The organism is Flavobacterium hercynium (assembly GCF_002217285.1).
Taxonomy (GTDB): domain Bacteria; phylum Bacteroidota; class Bacteroidia; order Flavobacteriales; family Flavobacteriaceae; genus Flavobacterium; species Flavobacterium hercynium.
On the sequence record NZ_MUGW01000015.1, the window covers coordinates 64,524 to 84,173 of the forward strand.

17 protein-coding genes and 2 tRNA genes are annotated in these 19,650 nt (G+C 35.7%); 5 read left to right on the forward strand and 14 right to left on the reverse strand.

The window, feature by feature from the left end:
* Positions 1-105: 105 nt before the first annotated feature.
* The 7 genes from B0A66_RS07170 to nirB all read right to left on the reverse strand — a co-directional run bounded on the left by B0A66_RS07170 (position 106) and on the right by nirB (position 9,467).
* Complete coding sequence (locus B0A66_RS07170) at positions 106-1,365, reverse strand: alginate export family protein (protein ID WP_089049174.1); 1,260 nt, start codon at positions 1,363-1,365, stop codon at positions 106-108.
* 101 nt (positions 1,366-1,466) lie between these two features.
* A complete protein-coding gene (locus B0A66_RS07175) occupies positions 1,467-2,945 on the reverse strand; it encodes an MFS transporter (RefSeq protein WP_089049175.1) in 1,479 nt (492 codons plus the stop codon).
* A 166-nt stretch (positions 2,946-3,111) separates the two neighbouring features.
* A complete protein-coding gene (locus B0A66_RS07180; RefSeq protein WP_089049176.1) occupies positions 3,112-3,771 on the reverse strand; it encodes a response regulator transcription factor in 660 nt (219 codons plus the stop codon).
* A gap of 105 nt (positions 3,772-3,876) precedes the next feature.
* Positions 3,877-5,682 carry a PAS domain-containing sensor histidine kinase gene (locus B0A66_RS07185; protein WP_089049177.1) on the reverse strand — a complete coding sequence of 602 codons (1,806 nt, stop codon included), beginning with the start codon at positions 5,680-5,682 and terminating at the stop codon, positions 3,877-3,879.
* 139 nt (positions 5,683-5,821) lie between these two features.
* Positions 5,822-6,403, reverse strand: coding sequence for a DUF4202 domain-containing protein (locus B0A66_RS07190; protein WP_089049178.1), 582 nt, complete (start codon positions 6,401-6,403; stop codon positions 5,822-5,824).
* A 36-nt stretch (positions 6,404-6,439) separates the two neighbouring features.
* Positions 6,440-6,817, reverse strand: coding sequence for a nitrite reductase small subunit NirD (gene nirD, locus B0A66_RS07195; protein ID WP_089049179.1), 378 nt, complete (start codon positions 6,815-6,817; stop codon positions 6,440-6,442).
* A 136-nt stretch (positions 6,818-6,953) separates the two neighbouring features.
* Entirely contained in the window at positions 6,954-9,467 is a 2,514-nt protein-coding gene (gene nirB, locus B0A66_RS07200) for a nitrite reductase large subunit NirB (RefSeq protein ID WP_089049180.1), read from the reverse strand.
* Positions 9,468-9,752: 285 nt separating this feature from the next.
* On the opposite strand from nirB, the gene B0A66_RS07205 reads away from it, so the two are divergent.
* Positions 9,753-10,535 (forward strand): META domain-containing protein, encoded by a 783-nt coding sequence (locus B0A66_RS07205; RefSeq protein ID WP_089049181.1) that lies wholly within the window; start codon positions 9,753-9,755, stop codon positions 10,533-10,535.
* A 93-nt stretch (positions 10,536-10,628) separates the two neighbouring features.
* On the opposite strand, the gene B0A66_RS07210 is transcribed toward B0A66_RS07205, so the two are convergent.
* Together B0A66_RS07210 and B0A66_RS07215 are read right to left on the reverse strand one after the other, a co-directional pair.
* Positions 10,629-11,906, reverse strand: a complete 1,278-nt coding sequence (locus B0A66_RS07210) for a DUF2130 domain-containing protein (RefSeq protein ID WP_089049182.1) — start codon at positions 11,904-11,906, stop codon at positions 10,629-10,631.
* 200 nt (positions 11,907-12,106) lie between these two features.
* A complete protein-coding gene (locus tag B0A66_RS07215) occupies positions 12,107-12,991 on the reverse strand; it encodes a LysR family transcriptional regulator (RefSeq protein WP_089049183.1) in 885 nt (294 codons plus the stop codon).
* 132 nt (positions 12,992-13,123) lie between these two features.
* Between B0A66_RS07215 and B0A66_RS07220 the strand changes: the two genes are divergently transcribed.
* Entirely contained in the window at positions 13,124-13,831 is a 708-nt protein-coding gene (locus tag B0A66_RS07220) for a class I SAM-dependent methyltransferase (protein ID WP_089049184.1), read from the forward strand.
* A 122-nt stretch (positions 13,832-13,953) separates the two neighbouring features.
* Here the strand turns inward: B0A66_RS07220 and B0A66_RS07225 are convergent, their stop codons facing one another.
* From B0A66_RS07225 to B0A66_RS07235, 3 genes are all read right to left on the reverse strand, one after another.
* The gene (locus tag B0A66_RS07225; protein ID WP_089049185.1) at positions 13,954-14,232 is read right to left on the reverse strand and encodes a putative quinol monooxygenase; all 279 of its coding nucleotides are present in this window, start codon (positions 14,230-14,232) and stop codon (positions 13,954-13,956) included.
* 2 nt (positions 14,233-14,234) lie between these two features.
* A complete protein-coding gene (locus B0A66_RS07230) occupies positions 14,235-14,837 on the reverse strand; it encodes an NAD(P)H-dependent oxidoreductase (RefSeq protein WP_089049186.1) in 603 nt (200 codons plus the stop codon).
* A 123-nt stretch (positions 14,838-14,960) separates the two neighbouring features.
* Positions 14,961-15,947, reverse strand: a complete 987-nt coding sequence (locus tag B0A66_RS07235; protein ID WP_089049187.1) for an aldo/keto reductase — start codon at positions 15,945-15,947, stop codon at positions 14,961-14,963.
* A gap of 115 nt (positions 15,948-16,062) precedes the next feature.
* On the opposite strand from B0A66_RS07235, the gene B0A66_RS07240 reads away from it, so the two are divergent.
* The gene (locus tag B0A66_RS07240) at positions 16,063-16,908 is read left to right on the forward strand and encodes an AraC family transcriptional regulator (RefSeq protein WP_089049188.1); all 846 of its coding nucleotides are present in this window, start codon (positions 16,063-16,065) and stop codon (positions 16,906-16,908) included.
* A 58-nt stretch (positions 16,909-16,966) separates the two neighbouring features.
* Here B0A66_RS07240 and B0A66_RS07245 read toward each other — a convergent pair whose 3' ends face one another.
* Together B0A66_RS07245 and B0A66_RS07250 are read right to left on the reverse strand one after the other, a co-directional pair.
* The gene (locus B0A66_RS07245; RefSeq protein ID WP_089049189.1) at positions 16,967-17,728 is read right to left on the reverse strand and encodes a C40 family peptidase; all 762 of its coding nucleotides are present in this window, start codon (positions 17,726-17,728) and stop codon (positions 16,967-16,969) included.
* 68 nt (positions 17,729-17,796) lie between these two features.
* Positions 17,797-18,975 carry an acetyl-CoA C-acyltransferase gene (locus B0A66_RS07250; RefSeq protein WP_089049190.1) on the reverse strand — a complete coding sequence of 393 codons (1,179 nt, stop codon included), beginning with the start codon at positions 18,973-18,975 and terminating at the stop codon, positions 17,797-17,799.
* 259 nt (positions 18,976-19,234) lie between these two features.
* Between B0A66_RS07250 and B0A66_RS07255 the strand changes: the two genes are divergently transcribed.
* Both B0A66_RS07255 and B0A66_RS07260 read left to right on the forward strand, forming a co-directional pair.
* Positions 19,235-19,318 (forward strand) — tRNA-Ser (locus B0A66_RS07255).
* A 16-nt stretch (positions 19,319-19,334) separates the two neighbouring features.
* A tRNA-Pro gene (locus tag B0A66_RS07260) sits at positions 19,335-19,409 on the forward strand.
* The last annotated feature ends 241 nt before the right edge of the window (positions 19,410-19,650 follow it).

The window sequence follows — 19,650 nt, forward strand, 5'->3', positions numbered from 1 at the left end:
TACTTATAAATACGTAGATTTTGAGATTTATTTTCTAGATTAAAACATAAAAAAATCTCCTTCGTAGTGAACAAAGGAGATTTTGAAATTATAGTATATCTGCTTTTAACTTTTGTGAAAAGAAAAAATTCTTGGATTTACAGAGATCATTAACCACGCCCAATTGTTGGTATGTCCAGCATCACCTGCTTTTAAGAATTCCAGTGTTTTAGATCCAAACATTTGCGAGTAACCTCCCGTAAGAACAATATCTTTTTTGAATTTGAATCCGGCTGTTAAATCGATTTCAGTTCCTAAGTAAGAATCCATTTTTTCATTGAGTGGTGTGATTACTTTGTTGGGAGCAGAGAAAACATGAGGAATCAAAGCAAATTGCCATTTTTGAACATTGTAAGTAAACTTTAATGATGCATCTTGTAAACCAACACTGTTTAAATGATTGCCAACATAAAAATAGTCCATAAAACCATTAAAGGCATGATTGGTTCCGAATATCGGGTTGAAGGATTTTAATTTTCTACTGTTGTCATCCATATCTGTTCCTGATAAATATTCGTAGCCAAAACCAGCACTAAAAGAATCTGTTATGTTATAAGCTAAGTTTAAAGCAGCATTCCAGGCACCCACTTGTCTGTCTGTACTTTTTCCGGTTTGACCGTATACACTTAGATTACTGTTAATTTTTTTGGAGATGTAGGTTACATACGTTCCAAAGGTTTGTTTGTAATCTACCAGTAATTTTTCATTTGCATTTGCATATTCATAACCTGTATTTAGAAACAGCAGGCTTAAATTTAAATTTTCATTTATTTTATTATGATACCAAGCATATTGCATGGCTTTGTAATTGGCTACCGTATAAGGCGTTTGAAGCACATTTTCAGCATTAGAATTATAGGCTAATCCTAAATTAAGTGTTTGGTTTTCATGGTGATATAAAGCAGTTATCGCGTCATGGCTTTGTCCTTGTTGTGCCCAGTCTACATCTCCCATTATACGCTGGTTATCGTAAGAAAGTGTCTGGCGTCCCATTCTGGCGCTCCACTTCTCGGTAAAATCATATTGTGCCCAGGCTTCGTATACAGCAACGCCGTTTTTATCAGCAAGTGTATTTGGCGGAACATCTCCCCAGGTTCTGACATTTTGCAAGCTCAGTTTTAAAGATAATTGATCTTGTTTGTAATCAAAATTTAAACGGGAACGTTGTGAAATTTGTGATGTTCCTTCCTGACCTTCCGGAAGTAGTGTTTTGTATCCATTCCTATATTCAAAGCGAGGTCTAACTTGCAGATTTACATCTAATTCCTGTCCTTGAACAGTAACTATTCCTAACAATGCGAAAAAAGTAATTATAAATTTTTTCATAGTGATGTTTTTTAAATGAATAGTAAAATTATAAGAAAAATTTATATGTTTTTATGATAAAAGTTAGTTTATATCTGATTTTTATTTTTTTATTTGGTGATTTAGTTTGTAGCTATTATTTTGTTAAAGACTGATTGCTTTTCTGTGCTAATTTTGATAATTATGCAATGCATCCACACCAGACAAATGGTCGAAAATAATAAAATAAATATCCAAGAGCTTGACCATATACCAGTTACGGTCAATAAGTAGCTAAAAATGATAGGACCAAAGAATCCACCTAATCCGCCAATCATACCCACCATACCGCCAACAACTCCAACTTCGGTCGGGAAATATTCAGGAATATGTTTGTAGACTGCCGCTTTTCCAATTCCCCATGAAATCCCGATTAGAATTACTAAAACAAGGAAAACCCACATATTAGCATCAAATTTAATTACCGTAATACCTTTGGCAAGTAATTCTTTTTTCTTTACACTTTGATTTTCAGCCACTACAACTTGCTGCCAGGAAGTTGTAGTCGGAAAAATGGCATTTTCGCTCTTATTTTCTTTTTTCTGCGCAATAGCAAATTCAGTTTGATCCATTGCAATATTTTGATTTGAAACGGATGTGATAATTCCTTTTTTAGTCGCTAATACACCAGGTCCGGTTGTCGTAATTTCCATTTTTGGAATCATTAATAAAGCGCTTAAAATAACAGAAGAACCAAGAACCCAATACATCACTTTTCGGGCTCCGTATTTGTCTGACAAGTAGCCGCCAAAAGCTCTAATTACACCTGAAGGCAAACTGAAAAGAGTCGCAAACAACCCGCCCATGACAAGACTTGTCTGGTAGACATTCATAAAGTTGGGCAGAAGCCATTGTGAGTAAGCAACAAAGCAGCCAAAAACTAAAAAATAATAGGCTCCAAAACGCCAAACACGGGCACTTTTTAGTGGTTGCAGCATTTGAGTGATTGTTTTGGTCTGGTTTTCTATCTTTTTATTCTCCGCAAAAAATAAAAAAGCGATTCCGATTACAAGTAAAGAAATTGCATATATAACAGGTAATGTTTTCCAACCATTTTGAGGATCTTCTATCGAAAAGTAGTTAAGAAGGGAAGGTGCTAAGAAGGTTGTGATTGCAGCACCCGCATTTCCCATTCCAAAAATTCCCAAAGCGCGTCCTTGCCATTCTTTAGGATACCAGATAGAAGTATAGCCTATACCAACAGCAAAGCTTGTTCCGACCATTCCAAATAAAAAGCTCAGCAGGGAAAACATGAAAAAGCTATCGGCAAAAGGAAGTAAAAATAACGGAATAGAGCAGAGGAGCAAAAGCAGTGAAAAAACATATTTGCCACCGTATTTATCCGTTAGTATTCCGATTGGCAGGCGCATAACAGAGCCAGTTAAAATGGGGATTCCAAGGAGCCATCCTACTTGTACGACGCTCCAGCGAAAAATACCGTTGTCTACTAAAAAAGTAACGAGCACACCGTTTAATGTCCAGCAAGCAAAACATACAGTGAATGCTAAAGTATTCAGAAATAAAATCTTGTGTGATTGTGCTAAAGAATGTGAGTTTTTCATAGTACTTAGATTTGTTTTATCAAATGTAAGTATATGTACGTATTTTTTAATTGTTTTAAGTAAGTATTTTTATCGTTTTAAGTAGATTTATCAACATCACAAAATTGATTCTCTATTTTGACAAAACACTATTTTTTGAATCGGAATTTTAAGTATTAGACAGAAATTATAGTAGTGAATATTCTGAAGCTTTGTTCGAAAGTTCAATCAAATTTTTGACTTTAAGTTTTTTCATTAAGTTGAAGCGGTGAACTTCGGCAGTTCTTTTGCTAATCTCAAGAGCTTCAGCGATTTCTTTGTTTCCTTTACCTGATAATAAAAGGGATAGAATTTCTTTTTCTCGTTTGGTAATCATCATTTCTTCGCCCGGAATTTGCTTAGGTTCCAGCGAGTTTGTTCCGTTTGTAAGCTGACTAATTAAGATAGATGAAATATCACCGCTGAAGTATTTTCCGCCACCTGCAACGGTATGCAATGCTTTTAGAAATTCTTCTTTGCTCGAACCTTTTAGTAAATAACCATCGGCACCGGCCTTGATAGATTTCAACACATATTCTTCTGATTCGTGCATCGAAAGCATGATGATTTTCAAACTATTGTTGTCATTTCTAAGTCTTTCTACTAACTCGATTCCGGTTAAGTTAGGCATACGAATATCAGCAATAAGTAAGTCGGGTTTGCTGTTTGCAATTACTTCCAGCGCATCTGCACCATCAATAGCTTCACCAACAACCTCAATATTTGCTTCGGTTTCTAATAATGATTTTATTCCGTCTCTAACGAATACATGGTCATCTGCTAAAACTACCCTGATAGTATTACTCATGATTTACTTAATTTTAATTCTGAATTGTTTACGTATATTCATCTATAAATATAGCGCTAAGGTACGTAATTTTTGAAAGTTCCTGCTTTACAAAATTTCTAAATGCTAAATGGGAATATTAAAAGTAATTCTCGTGCCTTCATCTAAAATCGATTTGATAAAAACACGTCCGTTAATGTATTGCACACGCTCTTTCATAAACAATAATCCCATTCCGGATTCGCTGTTGCGTTTTTTATCTACTGCATTAACATCAAATCCTTTTCCGTTATCATCAACAATTACGCTCAATAAGGTATTGCTGTGTGAAAGCTGTACAATAATATGAGTAGAATCGGCATATTTTATAGCATTGTTAATGGCTTCCTGTGTGAGGCGGTAAATATTTATTTCGATCAGAGAATCTAATCGCTGGTTAAAGTCGGTTTTGTTGTAAAAAAGAATTTCTTTCCCCGTTAGTTTAGAAAGTTCCTGGGTAAGTTTTGCCAGTGAAGAAACAATTCCGTGATCGCTTAATTCCGGTGGCATCAAATTGAAAGTTGCAGTACGAACCCCTTTTATAATATCGAGTGACAATTTTTTTAGATATTCGATTTTCTGACCCGCTTTTTCTTTGTCGTCCAAATTTATGCTTTCAAGACTAAATTTTAGTCCGGTAAGCATCTGACCAATACCATCATGTATTTCTTTGGCGATTCGGTTTTGTTCGTTTTCCTGATTTTCTACAATTTTGCTCGAAATAATCTTTTGCTGATTGATTTTTTCGGTACTGTTCTCAATATTAAGGCGTTCTACTTCGCGTTGGGCTTTTTTGCGTTCTGTAATATTAAAGCAAACAATCAAGAGTTCCAGTTCATTTTTTTTGATGGTAACAGGAACCATAGAAATGTCCAGCCAAATGGTTTGGGCTTCTTTATTAATAATTTTGATCTCACCTTGCCAGCCGCTTCTTTGCCTGTCAAAAATAATTCGATCAATATTAAGCTGTTCTTTTTCATCTGTAGTCAAAACCTCAGAGAATTTTTTGTTGGATGAAAATCTTGTGTAATTGATGAGTTTTGCAAATTTTTCACCAATGTGAATGATCGAGCCGTCAGGAGCAATGCGGCAATACAACAAAGTATTTTCCATCGCATGATTGAGCGACTTTAATTCTTTGACCGAGTTTTCCTTTATTTCGCTAATGATTTCGGTGTCGTAAGCTAGTTTCAGTGCTTTCTTTTCAGACGATAAAAGTTTGGCAATAAGCTTTTCTATTTTTTTACTGGTAGGTCTGAAAATGAAGAAAAATTCTAAAAGAAGTACCAATAAAGTAAAGCCAAAAATCCAGTATTCTATCCTGCGTTGTTCTGTAACTTTTTCATGTGCTTCTAGATCGTATTGCGATACAATCTGATTCATTTTGGATAGAAAAATACCTTCGTTTTGGAGAATGGTTTGTACCAATTTTGTATTATCAGCAAGATTTTTTTCGTTTTGTAAATTCTTCAGAAACAAATTTGTAGCTGTTTCAATATTTGTGAAATTGGGTTTTATATCGAGATACAATTTTTGTAGTGTTTCGCTTTTTTCTTTCGGAAAAAGCAAACTATCACTGCCATTTTCGAGCGCCTGCTGATTGGCTTTCCATGTTGATAACACATTCTTTAAATGCGAAATCTGTTTTGACGAAACGGTATCTGTAACAAAATTTAAGATTAAAACTTCTTTTACAATTTTCTGGCTCAGCATTCTTTGCTTACCCGAAACATTTATAATCTTCGAATCGCTTAATTGTTGCTTTAAGTTGTATTGAACCAGAATCTGACTTAAAATAATAGTCACAGCAATGGTCAAAAGCGCAAAAAAATACAAACGACGTAAATTTTTGAATGTTATTTTATCTGCAGCTTCCTGATTGCTTTTTTTCATTGGTTTTTTTAGTTCTTAGTAGCTAGTACCTAGTGCCTAGTACCTAGTGCCTAGTGCCTAGTGCCTAGTGCTTAGTACTTAGTTCTTAGTCTTTAGTTCTTAGTATTAAAGCTTAATGCCTAAAGCCTACAGCTTAAAGCTACGCTAAAGCCGCTTTTATCAAGTTTAAATTATCTTCAGAATAGTTGATTTTTAGGGCTTCCTGATGTCCTTTTTCAGACATTTTATCCCAGGTTTTTTTGATGATGTTTTTTAGTTTTTCATCGTCGTGTTTTTGCACAAAAGGATCCAGATAATATTCTAAAAATACCAGGCAAATAACATCTTCAAGAAGTTGTGTTTCGGCATCTTTTTTAAGCAGTTTTTTTTCAATTAAAAAAGAAACGCGATTAGAGAAATCTTCGTTATATCCTGCTTTTTCTAAAATTTCTGCTGTAGTTTTAGCATGAAACTTTTTAAGTTCTTCTCTCCATTTCAAATAACCCACACGATCCATTGGATATGATTCACGTGGTAATTTCCATCTGCAAATATGCTGTGCTTTTGATGCTATCTGTACTTCTTCAGAAGCTTGAGGTTCAAATTGCATAAGTCTTTCGTACATCCTGTTCGAATACAATAATTCTTTAGGATATTCTTTGTTTTGATCGATTTCGATATTAGGATCCTGTGCATTTTCTGCATCGATCCATGCGCTTGCTTTTTGAAAAGGTGTGTTCATTTTTGGTAAAATAATAGATAATCGAAATTATCGAAATTAATCTGCAAAACCTACAAAAACTTCATCATCGATTACTTTTATGGGATAAACTGCAATTTTAAAATCATCTCCGTTTAAGTTTGTTCCGTCCACTAAGGAGAATGTTTTTTTATGCATGGGACAGGCAATTTTAGGAATATCATCTGCAGATCCTGTCATGCCTCTTGCCAATACCATTTCCATTTTGTGCGGGCAGGCATTTTGACAAGCGTACCATTCGTTACGACGTGCAAAATTAAAAATGGCGATTTGTTTGCTTTTGTATTTAATGCATCCGCCGCGATTGGTCGGAAAATCTTCTACTTTTCCGGCTTTAAACCAAATTGTGGCATCACTTATATGTACAGTTTCGTATTGATTTAAGATTTCTTCCATTTTTGATGTTTTTTTGCGGTTGTTTGATTCCCTGTTCTTAGCCCTCTTTTTACAATCAAGAGAATTGACGGCGCAGTAAAAAAGAGGGTAAGAGGACAGCGAACATTAAATAGTTGATATTTTGATTTTAATTTTTTTATGACCAAGCTCTTGGCATTTTTTGATCTCTCAGCGGAACAAAAACAATGTTATCGTCTTTTTCTTCAGAGTTTACAAAATGGTTAAAGCGTTTTAATAATCTTGGTTTTTCTAATACCTGTTTCCATTCGCATTCAAAGGTATTTACCAGACTTTGCATTTCCGTTTCCAGTGTTTCGCAGATGCCTAAACTGTCCTCAATGATAACTTCTTTTAGGTAATCTAAACCACCTTCTAGTTTGTCCAGCCATGTTGCAGTTCGTACCAAAGGACCGGCAGTGCGGATGTAATACATTAAAAAGCGATCTAAGTATTTTATAACCGTTTCTTTATCAATAGACTCTGCCAGCAATACAGCATGTTTAGGATTTGCACCGCCATTTCCTGCGATGTATAAATTCCATCCGCCTTCAACAGCAATCAAACCAAAATCTTTACCGCGTGCTTCAGCACATTCGCGAATGCAGGCAGAAACACCGCCTTTTAGTTTGTGAGGAGAACGAATTCCTTTGTATCTGTTTTCTAATTCGATAGCAAATCCGGCACTGTCATCCATTCCGTAACGGCACCATGCATTTCCGACACAGCTTTTTACAGCACGCAATGATTTTCCGTACGCATGACCACTTTCAAATCCGTTATCGATTAGTATTTTCCAGATTTTAGGCAAATCGTTCAAATGAGCACCAAATAAGTCAACGCGCTGAGCACCTGTGATTTTCGTATACAAATCAAATTGTTTGGCTACTTCGCCAATCACAATTAGTTTCTCGGCTGTAATTTCTCCTCCGGCAACGCGAGGCACTACAGAATACGTTCCGTTTCTCTGAATATTGGCAAGAAATCTATCGTTTGTATCTTGAGTTGTTACGTGTTTGTTTGCGGTATCGTTATAAATACTCGAGAAGATAGAAGCAACAACAGGTTTACAAACTTCGCAGCCATCTCCTTTGCCATGATGATCTACAACTTCGTAGAAATTCTCGTATTTGTTGATTTTTACCAAATCGTATAATTCCTGACGTGTATAATTAAAATGTTCACAAATAACATCTTTTACTTCTTTTCCTAATGATTTTTGCGTGGCTTTTACAAGATCAGAAACCATTGGTTTACAGCCTCCGCAACCGGAAGTAGCTTTGGTGTGTTTTACAACATCTGAAAAATTCGAACAGGTTTCATCTAAAAGCGAACAGCAAATGGCGCCTTTGGTTACATTTTCGCATGAACATATTACAGCACTTTCCGGTAAATCTAATACACTTCCAAAACCTGAACTTTCTGAACCATCTCGGGAGCCTAGAATTAAATCTTCTGGATTTTTAGGCAAAGCCATTCCGTTACTGAAAATTTGAAATAGAGAATTATAATCGCTCGAATCGCCTACTAAAATTCCGCCTAATAAGGTTTTAGAATCTTTGGTAACATTGATTCTTTTGTAAATTCCGCTCAGTTTATTTTCATAAATAATGGCAGTAACATCATTATTTTCGACAAATGGGTCACCAAAACTCGCCACTTCAACACCAATTAGTTTCAATTGTGTCGACATATCGATGGTTTCTCTCATGGTTTTTGAACCGTTCAGAATTTGCTCAGCAGCAACATCAGCCATTTCGTAACCTGGAGCAACAAGTCCGTAAATGTTTTGATTGTATAGTGCTACTTCGCCAATCGCATAAATAGAAGGATCTGATGTCTGCATCTGATTGTTCACCACGATACCGCCTCGCAAACCAACTTCAAGTCCTGAAACACGAGCGAGTTCGTCGCGAGGTTTTATACCCGCAGAAATAACCAACATGTCAACTTTTAACAATTCATTTTCTGCGAACATCATTCCTGTGATGCTTTCTTTTCCGTCGATATATTGAGTGGCTTTGTTTAGATGAATGCCAATGTTTAGTTCTTCTATTTTAGATTGCAGCATATCGCTGGCACCTTTGTCTAATTGTCTTGGCATTAAGCGGGGTGCGAACTCAACCACGTGAGGATTTAGTCCTAAATCGCGAACAGCCTTTGCTGCTTCAAGTCCCAGCAATCCGCCGCCTAATACTGCCGCTTCGGTACCGCCTTTTTGTTTTATTTTTTTTGCATAGCCCATAATAGCATCCAGATCTTCAATGGTTCTGTACACAAAAACGCCTTCTTTTTCAACACCATCAATAGGCGGAACAAAGGCAGATGATCCTGTGGCTAATACTAAGTAATCGTACGTATGTGTTTTTTCGAGATGTGTGTGAATTGTTTTGTCTGATCGATTGATATCGGTAATGAGTTCAGAAGTGTTTAGAATGATATTATGATCAGCATACCAATCTTTGGTAGAAAGTGATAAATCATCTGCTGTTTTTCCTCCAAAGTATTCGCTTAGATGCACGCGGTCGTAAGCACGTCGAGGTTCTTCACCAAATACGGTAATCTGATACTTTTCTTGTCCTGATTTTGCAATAAACTTTTCGCAAAATTTGTAACCAACCATGCCGTTTCCAACTACTATTACTTTAATCATGATTTCTAAATTAAGTATTACTACGCAAATATAAGTATTTATACTTATAAAAATACGTATTTAAATAATTTTTTATTGGAATAATTCTGTTTTTGAGTACGTATATTTTCGTAATCTTTTACCTGCTGTGGTTTTCGAAGGTTTTTAGGTGTTCAAAATTCTTTCTTAATTGTGTTATTTTTCTTAAATTTGAAAGAAGTCTAAATAGTTTTGACATAAGAAGTTGGAATTTATTTAGTTTTAGATCCGTTTTTCACTCGTAAGTTCATTCTAAAAAATAGTCTCATGAAAAAAATAACACTCTTCTTATTGTTGTCAATTTTGATAATAAGCTGTAAAACAACCGGTACAAATGGCACCGAAAATAAAGATGCTGTTTCGTCCAATACTAGTAAGGAGGAAGATATGACGGTTTATTTTAGGGCAACGGGAACGGAGCCTTTTTGGGCACTACAAATAGGAAGGGAACAAACGGTTTTTACATCGTTGATAAAGGGAAAAGAAAGTTTGACGTTTTCATCGACGGAACCAATTAGAGCAATGGATGCGAATGTAAAAATGTACAAAGTAAAAAACGAAACTTCCAGTGCTGTGATTACGATTCAGCAGCTAGAATGTCAAAATGCGATGTCGGGAGCAATCTCGCCGTATAAAGTTTCTGTCGAAGTTAAAAAAAATACAGATGCTGATTTTACGAATCTGCAAGGTTGTGGAAATTATATCACCGACTACCGTCTGCATGATATTTGGGTTTTGGAGGAATTAAACGGATACAAAGTATTTGATACTGATTTTCAGAAAGAAAGACCAAGAATCGAAATTCTTGCTGCCGAAAATAAGTTTATGGGTTTTGGAGGTTGTAACTCGATTAACGGAAGAATCTTTTTCGAAAAAGACCTTCTTCGATTTACGAATGTAATTGGTACTTTAATGGCTTGCGGTTCCGGAAATAAAGAAAATGAATTTACGAAAGCACTACAAAGTACTACAGCATATATCATTGGAGATAATCGCCTGACTTTATCTAATCCTTCCGGTAAGCTTTTGGTTTTTAGAAAGGTAGATTAGTATTAAATAAAATAGATAAAAAAAAACTCATTTTGACAAATCTTAGTATTGCAATGTGCTTCGCCAGAATGAGTTATTTTTTTTATTTGATAATTATTCTAATTCTTTAGGATCGTCTTCTTTATCTTCGATAAAATCCAGTTCTAGTGCTCTTACGGTTTGGACTGCGTTTCCTGCTATACCACGAATAGATCCGTACATTCCAAGTGTATTGTGCACTACTTTTTCGATTTGTTTTTCTCTTTGTTTCCAAATACGTTGCATAGCTCTTTTTTCTGAATCCAGATCACTTTGCATTTGTGTAAAACCTTCTACAATTCCTTCTACCTGCAAGCGGAATTCGTTGCTGGTTAAAAAATCATACAACATCGACATTTTATCGCCTTTGTTTTCCTGCGCCTGAACCGCCTGACTTACCTGAATCAGCGATTGACGCAAAACAGCACTTAAACCTTTGAATTCTTCGTAGGTACAAATCCAGATACCGTCACGCATTCCCATTCGGTCCATTCCGGCTGGCATAACTTCGGTTACCAAAACACCAATATTGGCTCTTTTGGTTCTAATGTCATTCTTGAATTTCTCAATCCAGGCAGGTTGAAATGCTTTTGTACGTTTACTTTCATAATAAATAGAACCACAGTTTTGCAGTTCTCGGGTGTTTACGATTTGAAGACAATCTGCACCATTTGCTCCTTTTTTAACTTCATCGATGCTGTCCAATGGAAAATTATTGGCCAGCCATTCTTCGATGGCAAGTTCCATAACTTCACCTTGCAATTGCATAGAGCCTTGTTCTTGCTTGCGCTTCATTTCTTCGATCAGCTTTTTTTGATCGTCAGATTGCTTTTGGTATTCTTTTATTTTAAGCTCGTTTTTTTCTTCTTCTTGTTTTCGAATTTTATCACGTTCTAAAACTAAAGTAGCGTTGAGTTGTTTTTGGGCTTCTGCTTCGATGGATTCTTTCATCTCCAGTTTTTCACGCTGCAATTTGGCAATCTCGCCTGCCATTTTATTCAATTCGCGAAGTTTCTCCGATTTCTCCGAAAGTTCTTTTTCCATTGAAAGCAAACGGTCTTTGTTTTCTTCGTCGAGTTTTGTTTTTAATTTTTCGGTGATTTCTTTTTCGGCTACCTTTTTTTCACGGTCCAAACGCTCTGCAAAAAGTTCGTTTTCCTGTTTCTTTTTGGCTTCAAATTCAGTTTTAGCCTTTTCGAATTGCTCATTTTTAAGTTCAAGTTCTCGAGTCTGAGCATTCGCCTTTTGTTGGTATTCTTTACGAATACTGTCTTCCAGCTGATGTTTTAGAATATCATTTACATCGATTGTTGTTCCGCAATTTGGGCACTGAATTGAAGATTGCTCTGCCATTTTTAGTTGATTTTATAAAGTAACGTAATTTCTGCTAAGGTATTTAAAAGTTAGCGCTTTTCAAGAAATTCACCTGTGATAAATTGTAACTTTTTTGTCACACTTTAGTTTTAAAGAGTGCAATTTAAATTTTTTCTAATGCTCTTTTTTACGGTTTTCCTTCTTTTCAAACAGAAAGAACATAAGATAAATAGAGTTATTTATTTTTCTGAAAAACGCAGTAAAAAATCAACCGCTGATTTGGTGATTTCAGAATCGTCTTCTTTTGAAGTAATTAAAGAAACATCCGTAAATAATTGTACTTTTTTTAATTCGATAAAGCCAATTTCAAGATCTCTGTTATTTTTGGCAATATTCGATGGTACAATAGAAATTCCTAAACCATTTTTAACTAATTGTACAATTGAATTAATGTTATTCGACTCGTGCACTACTTTTGGCTTAAAGCCATAATAAGCACATAGCTCTAACAAAACTTCATGATAATGTGGTGCATAATCTTTATTAAAGAAAACAAAAGTTTCATCTTTTAAATTTGGAATTTCTTCTTCGGTATTAATTTGAATTAACTCTTTATTGTATACCACAGAAAATCCGTCCTTAAACCAAAGTTGTGATTTTATTTTAGGAGATTTTACAGGAGATCTTATAATACCTAAATCAATTTTGCCTTGTTCTAAAGCATCTATTTGTTTGGTTGTGGAGATTTCAAAAAGTTTGAAATTGACATACGGAAATTGTTCTTTTAAGTGTTGAATTAATTTTGAAATTACAGAGGAATAAATGGAACTGATATAGGCGATGGTGAATTCTCCGGAAACGTTATCTGCAATTTTTTTTGTTTTTAAGGAGATTTGTTCCAGATTTTTAAAAAGTGCAATTACTTCTTGATTAAAATACTTTCCGGCTTCTGTAAGTTCCACTTTTTTATTATTTCTGATGAAGAGCTTTGCTTTAATTTCATTTTCGAGTTCAATGATTTGCCGGCTCAACGGTGGTTGCGAGATAAAAAGTTTTTCTGCGGCTTTTGTAAAGTTTAATTCTTCGGCTACAGCCAAAAAATATTTAAGATGACGTAATTCCATGAATACCTAATAAGTATTAATAATTGACAAAATAAGTATTTTTAAAGTATATATGAAATAAATAGTTTTACAAAAAAAAAGGGCTGCAAGTTTTAATACATATTGTACACGAACAACGAAAAGTAAAAAGTTATGAAAAAATCAACGGTTACAGAAATTAAAGAACGCTTTGACAAAGATGTAGAACGATTTTCGAATTTAGAGACGGGGCAAGTTGCTACAATCGACGCTACAATTTCATTAGAATTAATTACCGAAGCGTCAAAAAGAATTGTTCCTCATGCGACAAATGTTTTAGATATTGGTTGTGGTGCAGGAAATTACACTTTGATGATGTTGTCTAAAGTTCCAAATTTAAATTGCACTTTGGTAGATTTAAGTTTGCCAATGTTGATAAGGGCTTATGAAAGGATTTCAGTAAAAACAAGTGGACAAGTAAGTGCGTTGCAGGGAGATATTCGGGAAGTCTCATTACCTGAAAACCATTTTGATATTATTTTGGCAGGAGCTGTTTTGCATCATTTACGGGATGATGAGGATTGGGAAGCGACTTTTGCAAAGATTTTCAAATTATTAAAACCCGGCGGCTGTCTGATGATTTCGGACTTGGTTACACAAGATACGGATTTACTGAATGAATATATATGGCAACGTTATGGAGAATATTTAGAGGGAATTGGTGGTGAAGAATATCGTCAAAAAGTGTTGGATTATATTGAGAAAGAAGATACTCCAAGATCAATAAATTATCAATTAGATTTAATGAAAAAAGTGGGTTTTTCTAAAGTTGAAATTTTACATAAAAACATGTGTTTCGGTGCTTTTGGCGGAATTAAATAAATAGTTTTAAAATTTATTTAATTGAAGAATAAAAGGCTTTAGCAGAATCATTACAGATTGTACTAAAGCCTTTTTTTGTTTGTGACTAGAATCAAAAACAGTTTATAATGCCAGATAGATTATTATAAAATTTGTGCTGTTTTGTAAACCTGAACAGGTTCGGCAACTAAATCTTTTATTTTAGTGATAAAATCTACCAAATGAGGCTGATTGTTGTGTATGTCAAGTCCTGGCTGGTCTTTCCATTCTTCCCAAAGAATAAAAACATCTTCTGTCGCGTGAAGATCGTATCTTGCGCAAGCTGTTTCTTTTCTGGTTTCGGTTACTAAATGATTCAGCATTTCTTGTACTTGTGCTTTATGTTCGGGTTTGCTTTTGAATAGCGCTGTAATTGAAATCATGCTTATAAGTTTTTGAAAGTTTGTTCTAAATGTGCGGTATAATTTTCCTTAAAGATACCAATATTTTCTGCTGTAGCACCTTTCTCGACATCATGAAAATGGAATCCGTTTACTTTTTCCATTCCTGTAAATTTATTCATTTTATGAAAACCAAACATGGCACCATCGTCAACAGATGTTTCGTCGAAAAATTCTCCCGGAAGTGTAAATGCTGTAGCTGGTGCGTTCCAGCTGGTCGTTAACATGTATTTGCGTCCGTGTAAAAGTCCGCCTGTTCCGTAATTGATGTCGGGATTGGTTCTGGTTCTTCCGTCGCTTTTGTAAATACCGTTGTTGTGTCCTTGTGTAAAAACATCATCGATGTATTTTTTGAAGAGATTCGGAAGTTGAAACCACCAAACTGGTGTGTGATAAATAATAAGATCTGCCCAAACAAATTTATCTACTTCTTCCTGAAGGTCGATGTCGTTTTCGATGTGGGTTGTTTTTATTTCGTAGTTGTTTTGAGTTAAAAATTCAACTGTCCAATCCTGAACGGTCTGATTGAATTTTCCACCTGAGTGTGCGAATTTTTGTCCGCCGTTGATTATAAATATCTTTTTCATTTTTATACTGTTTTTTCTTTTGAAAATGTTGTGTGAGGGATAGAGGCGGTATCCTTTTTTTGAGGAACGAAAAAAAAGATTTAGCCGAAAGCCCGGCCTGAAGGGACACACCCAAATTATTACTTACTTTACTTTTGAAATGGCTTGGTTAATAAATTCCAATTCTGAAGCGTTCAGGTCGAAATCCATTGCTTTAGCGTTCGAAATAGCTTGTTCTGCATTTCTTGCTCCTGCTAAAACGATCGTGATGCCTTTTTGTAAAGTGGTCCAGCGCAATACTAATTGTGAGATCGAGATGTGTTTGGTATTGGCTAGTGAGCTTAATTCTTCGACTAATGTTTTTACTTTTTGTAGATCGAACTGACCGAAATATCCGTTTCTGTGATCGTTTTCTTTTAGTTTGCTGTCGGTAAAATATTTTCCTGTCAATAAACCTCTTTCCATTGGACTATATGCTATAATGCCGATGTTTTCTGAAAGGGTAAGCGGAATCAAATCGGTTTCGATACTGCGGTTTAACATGCTGAACGGAACCTGATTCGATGCGATTTGTATTGTTTTTTGTGCTTCCTGAATTTGTGAAACGCTGTAATTGCTAACGCCTGCTGCCCTGATTTTTCCTTGTTGAATTAGGATTTCCAGCGCTTCCATTGTTTCATGGATTGGCGTTGTAGAATCCGGCCAGTGAATTTGTAATAAATCGATATAATCTGTGCGTAGCCGTTTTAAGCTTTCTTCGACTTCTTTGATTAGGTTGTTTTTTGAAGCGTATTTGTAGATCGGGATTTTTTTTCCGTTGTCGTCTGCATCAAAGAAGAAATCTCCTTTTCCTTGATTGCTGCCGTCCCAAACAAGTCCGAATTTAGTTAATAACTGTACTTTCGAACGATCACGTGATTGAAGTGCTTCGCCAATCATTTCTTCGCTTAGTCCAAAACCGTAAAAAGGTGCGGTATCGATTGTGGTAACACCATGATCGATTGATGCGTGAACAGAAGCGATAGAATCTGCTTTTTCGTTGCCGCCCCACATGTTTCCGCCAATGGCAAATGCTCCGTATGTAATCGTTGATAATTCAAGTTCAGTATTGCCTAATTTTCTATATTCCATAATCTTATGTTTTAATGCTTAAAATTTGTTTGGCAAAATTATACCATTTTAATGATTGTAAATTTGTACATATTTGTGTTTTTTAGGTATATTTGCACAATTAAACTGATGAATGATGAAAAAGGAAAATTTATACGAACCGTTTACGGTTTCTTTTGAAACGCTGAGTGAATATCCTGATGTGGGAGATCGTCATAACTTCTTTGAATTGGTCTATATTTTGGGAGGTACTGGTTCGCAATGTATTAACAAAAATATTTTTGAGTACGATGCGGGACACTTATTTTTACTAACTCCTGAGGATTGCCATAATTTTACGATCGAGACGGAAACGAAGTTTTTCTTTTTGAGGTTTAATGATATTTATTTAAAAAACTCGAGTCTGCAAAATGAAAATATTCAGCGTTTAGAATATATTCTTCAAAATGCCAATCATCAGCCCGGTTGTATCTTAAAAAATGATGCCGATAAATGTTTGGTAAAGGTTATGGTTGAGGCGATCATCAGAGAACATCATGATAAGGATGTTTATAATAAGGAATTGATTCAGCAATTGGTGAATACTTTGATTATTGTGGTGGCGCGAAATATTGCGAAGTATTTGCCGGAACAGGTGAGTATTGGGTGCGAGGGGAGAGCAATGGATATTTTGCAATACATTCAGAACAATATTTATTATCCTGAAAGAATAAAAGCAGAATCGCTGAGTGCTTATTTTGGTATTTCGAATACCTACTTAGGACGTTATTTTAAGAAACATGCCAACGAAACCATGCAGCAATATATTAGCAATTACAAAACAAAGTTAATTGAGCACCGTTTGCAGTTCAGCGAAAAACGCATTAATGAAATTGCGTATGAATTTGGTTTTAGCGACGAAAGTCACTTTAATAAATTCTTTAAGAAACAACGCGGTAATAGTCCGTCTGAGTTTAGAAAAACGATTCGGATTAATGCCTAAACATGAATTGCATGAATTAGCACGAAATTTTTAGCCAAGATTTTCTTGGTGTTTATTTTTAAATGATCTTCTTGATAACACGCAATTGATGTGTGTGTTTGTTGAGTTCAGGATTGTAGATTCCGGTGTGGTCTAAACGGTCAATGCGTACTTTTCCACTTGCGTGAATGATATAATTGTTGTCCATAATGATCCCGACATGGATGATGTTACCTTCTTCATTATCGAAAAATGCCAAATCTCCTGCTTCGCTTTCTTCGATAAAACTCAATGGTTCTCCTTCTAAGGCTTGTTGCGATGCATCACGATGTATTTTGTAGCCGTTTAGCTTGTAGACCATTTGTGTGAAACCTGAACAGTCAATACCAAAAGGTGTTTTTCCTCCCCAAAGATACGGAGTGTTCAAATACATAAAAGCGGTGCTTATGAGCGCGCTTTTTGGTTTTACGCCACTTGTTTTAGTGCCTTCGAAGTCAAAGTTGGAAGTATTGATTTCGCTGTTGTTTAAAAAGGATAAAGAGGCACCAAGCGGAATTGGTAATAATAAGTTGTTGGTGGAAGTGATATAATCGATTAAATCAGCATTAAGAATAATGGCTTCTTTGCTTAATTGATTGTAGTTGGCTTCTGAAATTACCTGATATTGTTTAGGATCTACCCAACCTTCATAACCATCGAACTGAATTTTTATTCGCGCCCATTGTTTTTGAACTTCTAAGATTTCGATGTGCTCTCCAAACAAAAGTTGTGTGACAATTTCACTTCTGTCACTTGGTTCTGATCGAACAGGTACTATGGCTAGATTACAGATTCCGAACATTTAAGGTAATTTATAAGTTGAAAAACAGGAGTTATTTGCAAACGCAATAACTCCTGAAATAGTATTTTTTAAGCTCTTTCGATAACAATTGCTGATGCACCACCGCCACCGTTGCAAATTGCAGCAGCTCCGGTTTTGGCATTATTTTGTTCTAAAACATTAAGCAACGTTACAATGATTCTGGCTCCTGAGCATCCAAGAGGATGTCCTAGTGAAACAGCACCACCATTTACGTTTACTTTATCGTTATCAAGGTTTAGAATTTTTGAATTGGCTAATCCAACTACAGAGAAAGCTTCGTTGAATTCGAAATAATCAACATCTCCAATAGCAATTCCTGCTTTGTCTAAAGCTTTTGGTAATGCTTTTGCAGGGCTTGTTGTAAACCATTTTGGTTCTTGCGCTGCATCTGCATATCCTTTGATGTAAGCTAAAGGTTTTAATCCTAATGCGATTGCTTTTTCTTCAGACATTAGCACTAACGCAGCTGCTCCGTCGTTTATTGTAGAAGCATTCGCAGCTGTTACGGTTCCGTCTTTTGTAAAAACAGCACCTAATGATGGAATCTTATCTAGTTTTACGTTGGTATATTCTTCGTCTTTTGAAAATATAATTGGTTCACCACGTCTTTGCGGAACTTCTACAGGAACAACTTCGCTGTCGAATTTTCCGGCATCCCAGGCTTTTGCGCTTCTTTCGTAAGACTGAATGGCAAAATTATCCTGCTCTTCGCGGCTGATGTTGTATTCAGTTGCACATAAGTCAGCGCAAACTCCCATTGCGTTGTTATCGTAAGCATCTGTCAAACCATCTTTTTGCATTCCGTCCAGTAAAGTAGAAGGACCAAATTTGGTTCCGTTACGCATTTGCACGTAGTGTGGAATCAAACTCATGTTTTCCATTCCGCCTGCTACAACAATTTCTGCATCTCCACAGGCGATAGCCTGAGCAGCAAACATTACAGCTTTCATTCCTGAAGCACAAACTTTGTTTACGGTAGTACAGGCAACTTCATGTGACAGACCGGCAAAAAGTGCTGCCTGACGTGCCGGAGCCTGACCAACTCCTGCTTGTATCACATTACCCATAAATACTTCATCAACTAATTTTGGGTCAAGGTTAATTTTTTGTAGTGCTCCCTTTATAGCGGCAGCGCCTAATTTTGGTGCGGGTACGGTAGATAAACCTCCCATGAAACTTCCGATAGGTGTTCTAACGGCAGAAACGATAACAACTCTTTTGTTCATTTTCTGTATTATTAGTTAATAAAGCAAATTTAATCTTTATTTGTACAAATTCAAATTTTGAGTCAATTCGATTGAATTTTATATTTCCAGACGGGATTTTGAATTTAATGTGATTTTTTTGTTAATTCTATTTATTTGATTGTTAAGCTATTTCAGAAAAAGATTAAAAATAATCAAAAAAAAGCGCCGAAATACTTGTGAGAAATATAATGTTGTCTTAAATTTGCAACCGCAAAACAGGATATATATTCTTGAGCTTGGAGAGGTGCCAGAGCGGTAATGGAGCAGATTGCTAATCTGTCGACGAGTAATCGTCGCCAGGGTTCGAGTCCCTGTCTCTCCGCTTATAAATTTTGCCTCGGGGTGTAGCGTAGCCCGGTTATCGCGCCTGCTTTGGGAGCAGGAGGCCGCAGGTTCGAATCCTGCCACCCCGACAAAAGGACAATTAGATTTTTATCTATTTGTCCTTTTTTTTTGTTTTAAATATTTCTGTTTTTCTGCAGAATTTTGGGATTATTTAAAATCATACTTATTGCAAATCGCTATTGCTTTATCTCTTCTCTTCTTCTTTGTTTGACTTCAATTGAACAACCACGCTTAAAGCAAACGCAGCTGCAGAAGCAGTAAATACAGAATAATCAAAAGGTGTTTTTATGGATCAATACAAAAACCTGT

Bases quoted from the DNA above. Each gene is read 5' to 3' on its own strand.
- B0A66_RS07190 (WP_089049178.1), bottom strand. From the start codon at position 6,403: ATGAACACACCTTTTCAAAAAGCAAGCGCATGGATCGATGCAGAAAAT.
- B0A66_RS07235 (WP_089049187.1), bottom strand. From the start codon at position 15,947: ATGGAATATAGAAAATTAGGCAATACTGAACTTGAATTATCAACGATT.
- B0A66_RS07170 (WP_089049174.1), bottom strand. From the start codon at position 1,365: ATGAAAAAATTTATAATTACTTTTTTCGCATTGTTAGGAATAGTTACT.
- B0A66_RS07215 (WP_089049183.1), bottom strand. From the start codon at position 12,991: ATGGAATTACGTCATCTTAAATATTTTTTGGCTGTAGCCGAAGAATTA.
- B0A66_RS07240 (WP_089049188.1), top strand. From the start codon at position 16,063: ATGAAAAAGGAAAATTTATACGAACCGTTTACGGTTTCTTTTGAAACG.
- B0A66_RS07225 (WP_089049185.1), bottom strand. From the start codon at position 14,232: ATGATTTCAATTACAGCGCTATTCAAAAGCAAACCCGAACATAAAGCA.
- B0A66_RS07210 (WP_089049182.1), bottom strand. From the start codon at position 11,906: ATGGCAGAGCAATCTTCAATTCAGTGCCCAAATTGCGGAACAACAATC.
- B0A66_RS07205 (WP_089049181.1), top strand. From the start codon at position 9,753: ATGAAAAAAATAACACTCTTCTTATTGTTGTCAATTTTGATAATAAGC.
- B0A66_RS07230 (WP_089049186.1), bottom strand. From the start codon at position 14,837: ATGAAAAAGATATTTATAATCAACGGCGGACAAAAATTCGCACACTCA.
- B0A66_RS07175 (WP_089049175.1), bottom strand. From the start codon at position 2,945: ATGAAAAACTCACATTCTTTAGCACAATCACACAAGATTTTATTTCTG.
- nirD (WP_089049179.1), bottom strand. From the start codon at position 6,817: ATGGAAGAAATCTTAAATCAATACGAAACTGTACATATAAGTGATGCC.
- B0A66_RS07180 (WP_089049176.1), bottom strand. From the start codon at position 3,771: ATGAGTAATACTATCAGGGTAGTTTTAGCAGATGACCATGTATTCGTT.
- B0A66_RS07185 (WP_089049177.1), bottom strand. From the start codon at position 5,682: ATGAAAAAAAGCAATCAGGAAGCTGCAGATAAAATAACATTCAAAAAT.
- B0A66_RS07250 (WP_089049190.1), bottom strand. From the start codon at position 18,975: ATGAACAAAAGAGTTGTTATCGTTTCTGCCGTTAGAACACCTATCGGA.
- B0A66_RS07245 (WP_089049189.1), bottom strand. From the start codon at position 17,728: ATGTTCGGAATCTGTAATCTAGCCATAGTACCTGTTCGATCAGAACCA.
- B0A66_RS07220 (WP_089049184.1), top strand. From the start codon at position 13,124: ATGAAAAAATCAACGGTTACAGAAATTAAAGAACGCTTTGACAAAGAT.
- nirB (WP_089049180.1), bottom strand. From the start codon at position 9,467: ATGATTAAAGTAATAGTAGTTGGAAACGGCATGGTTGGTTACAAATTT.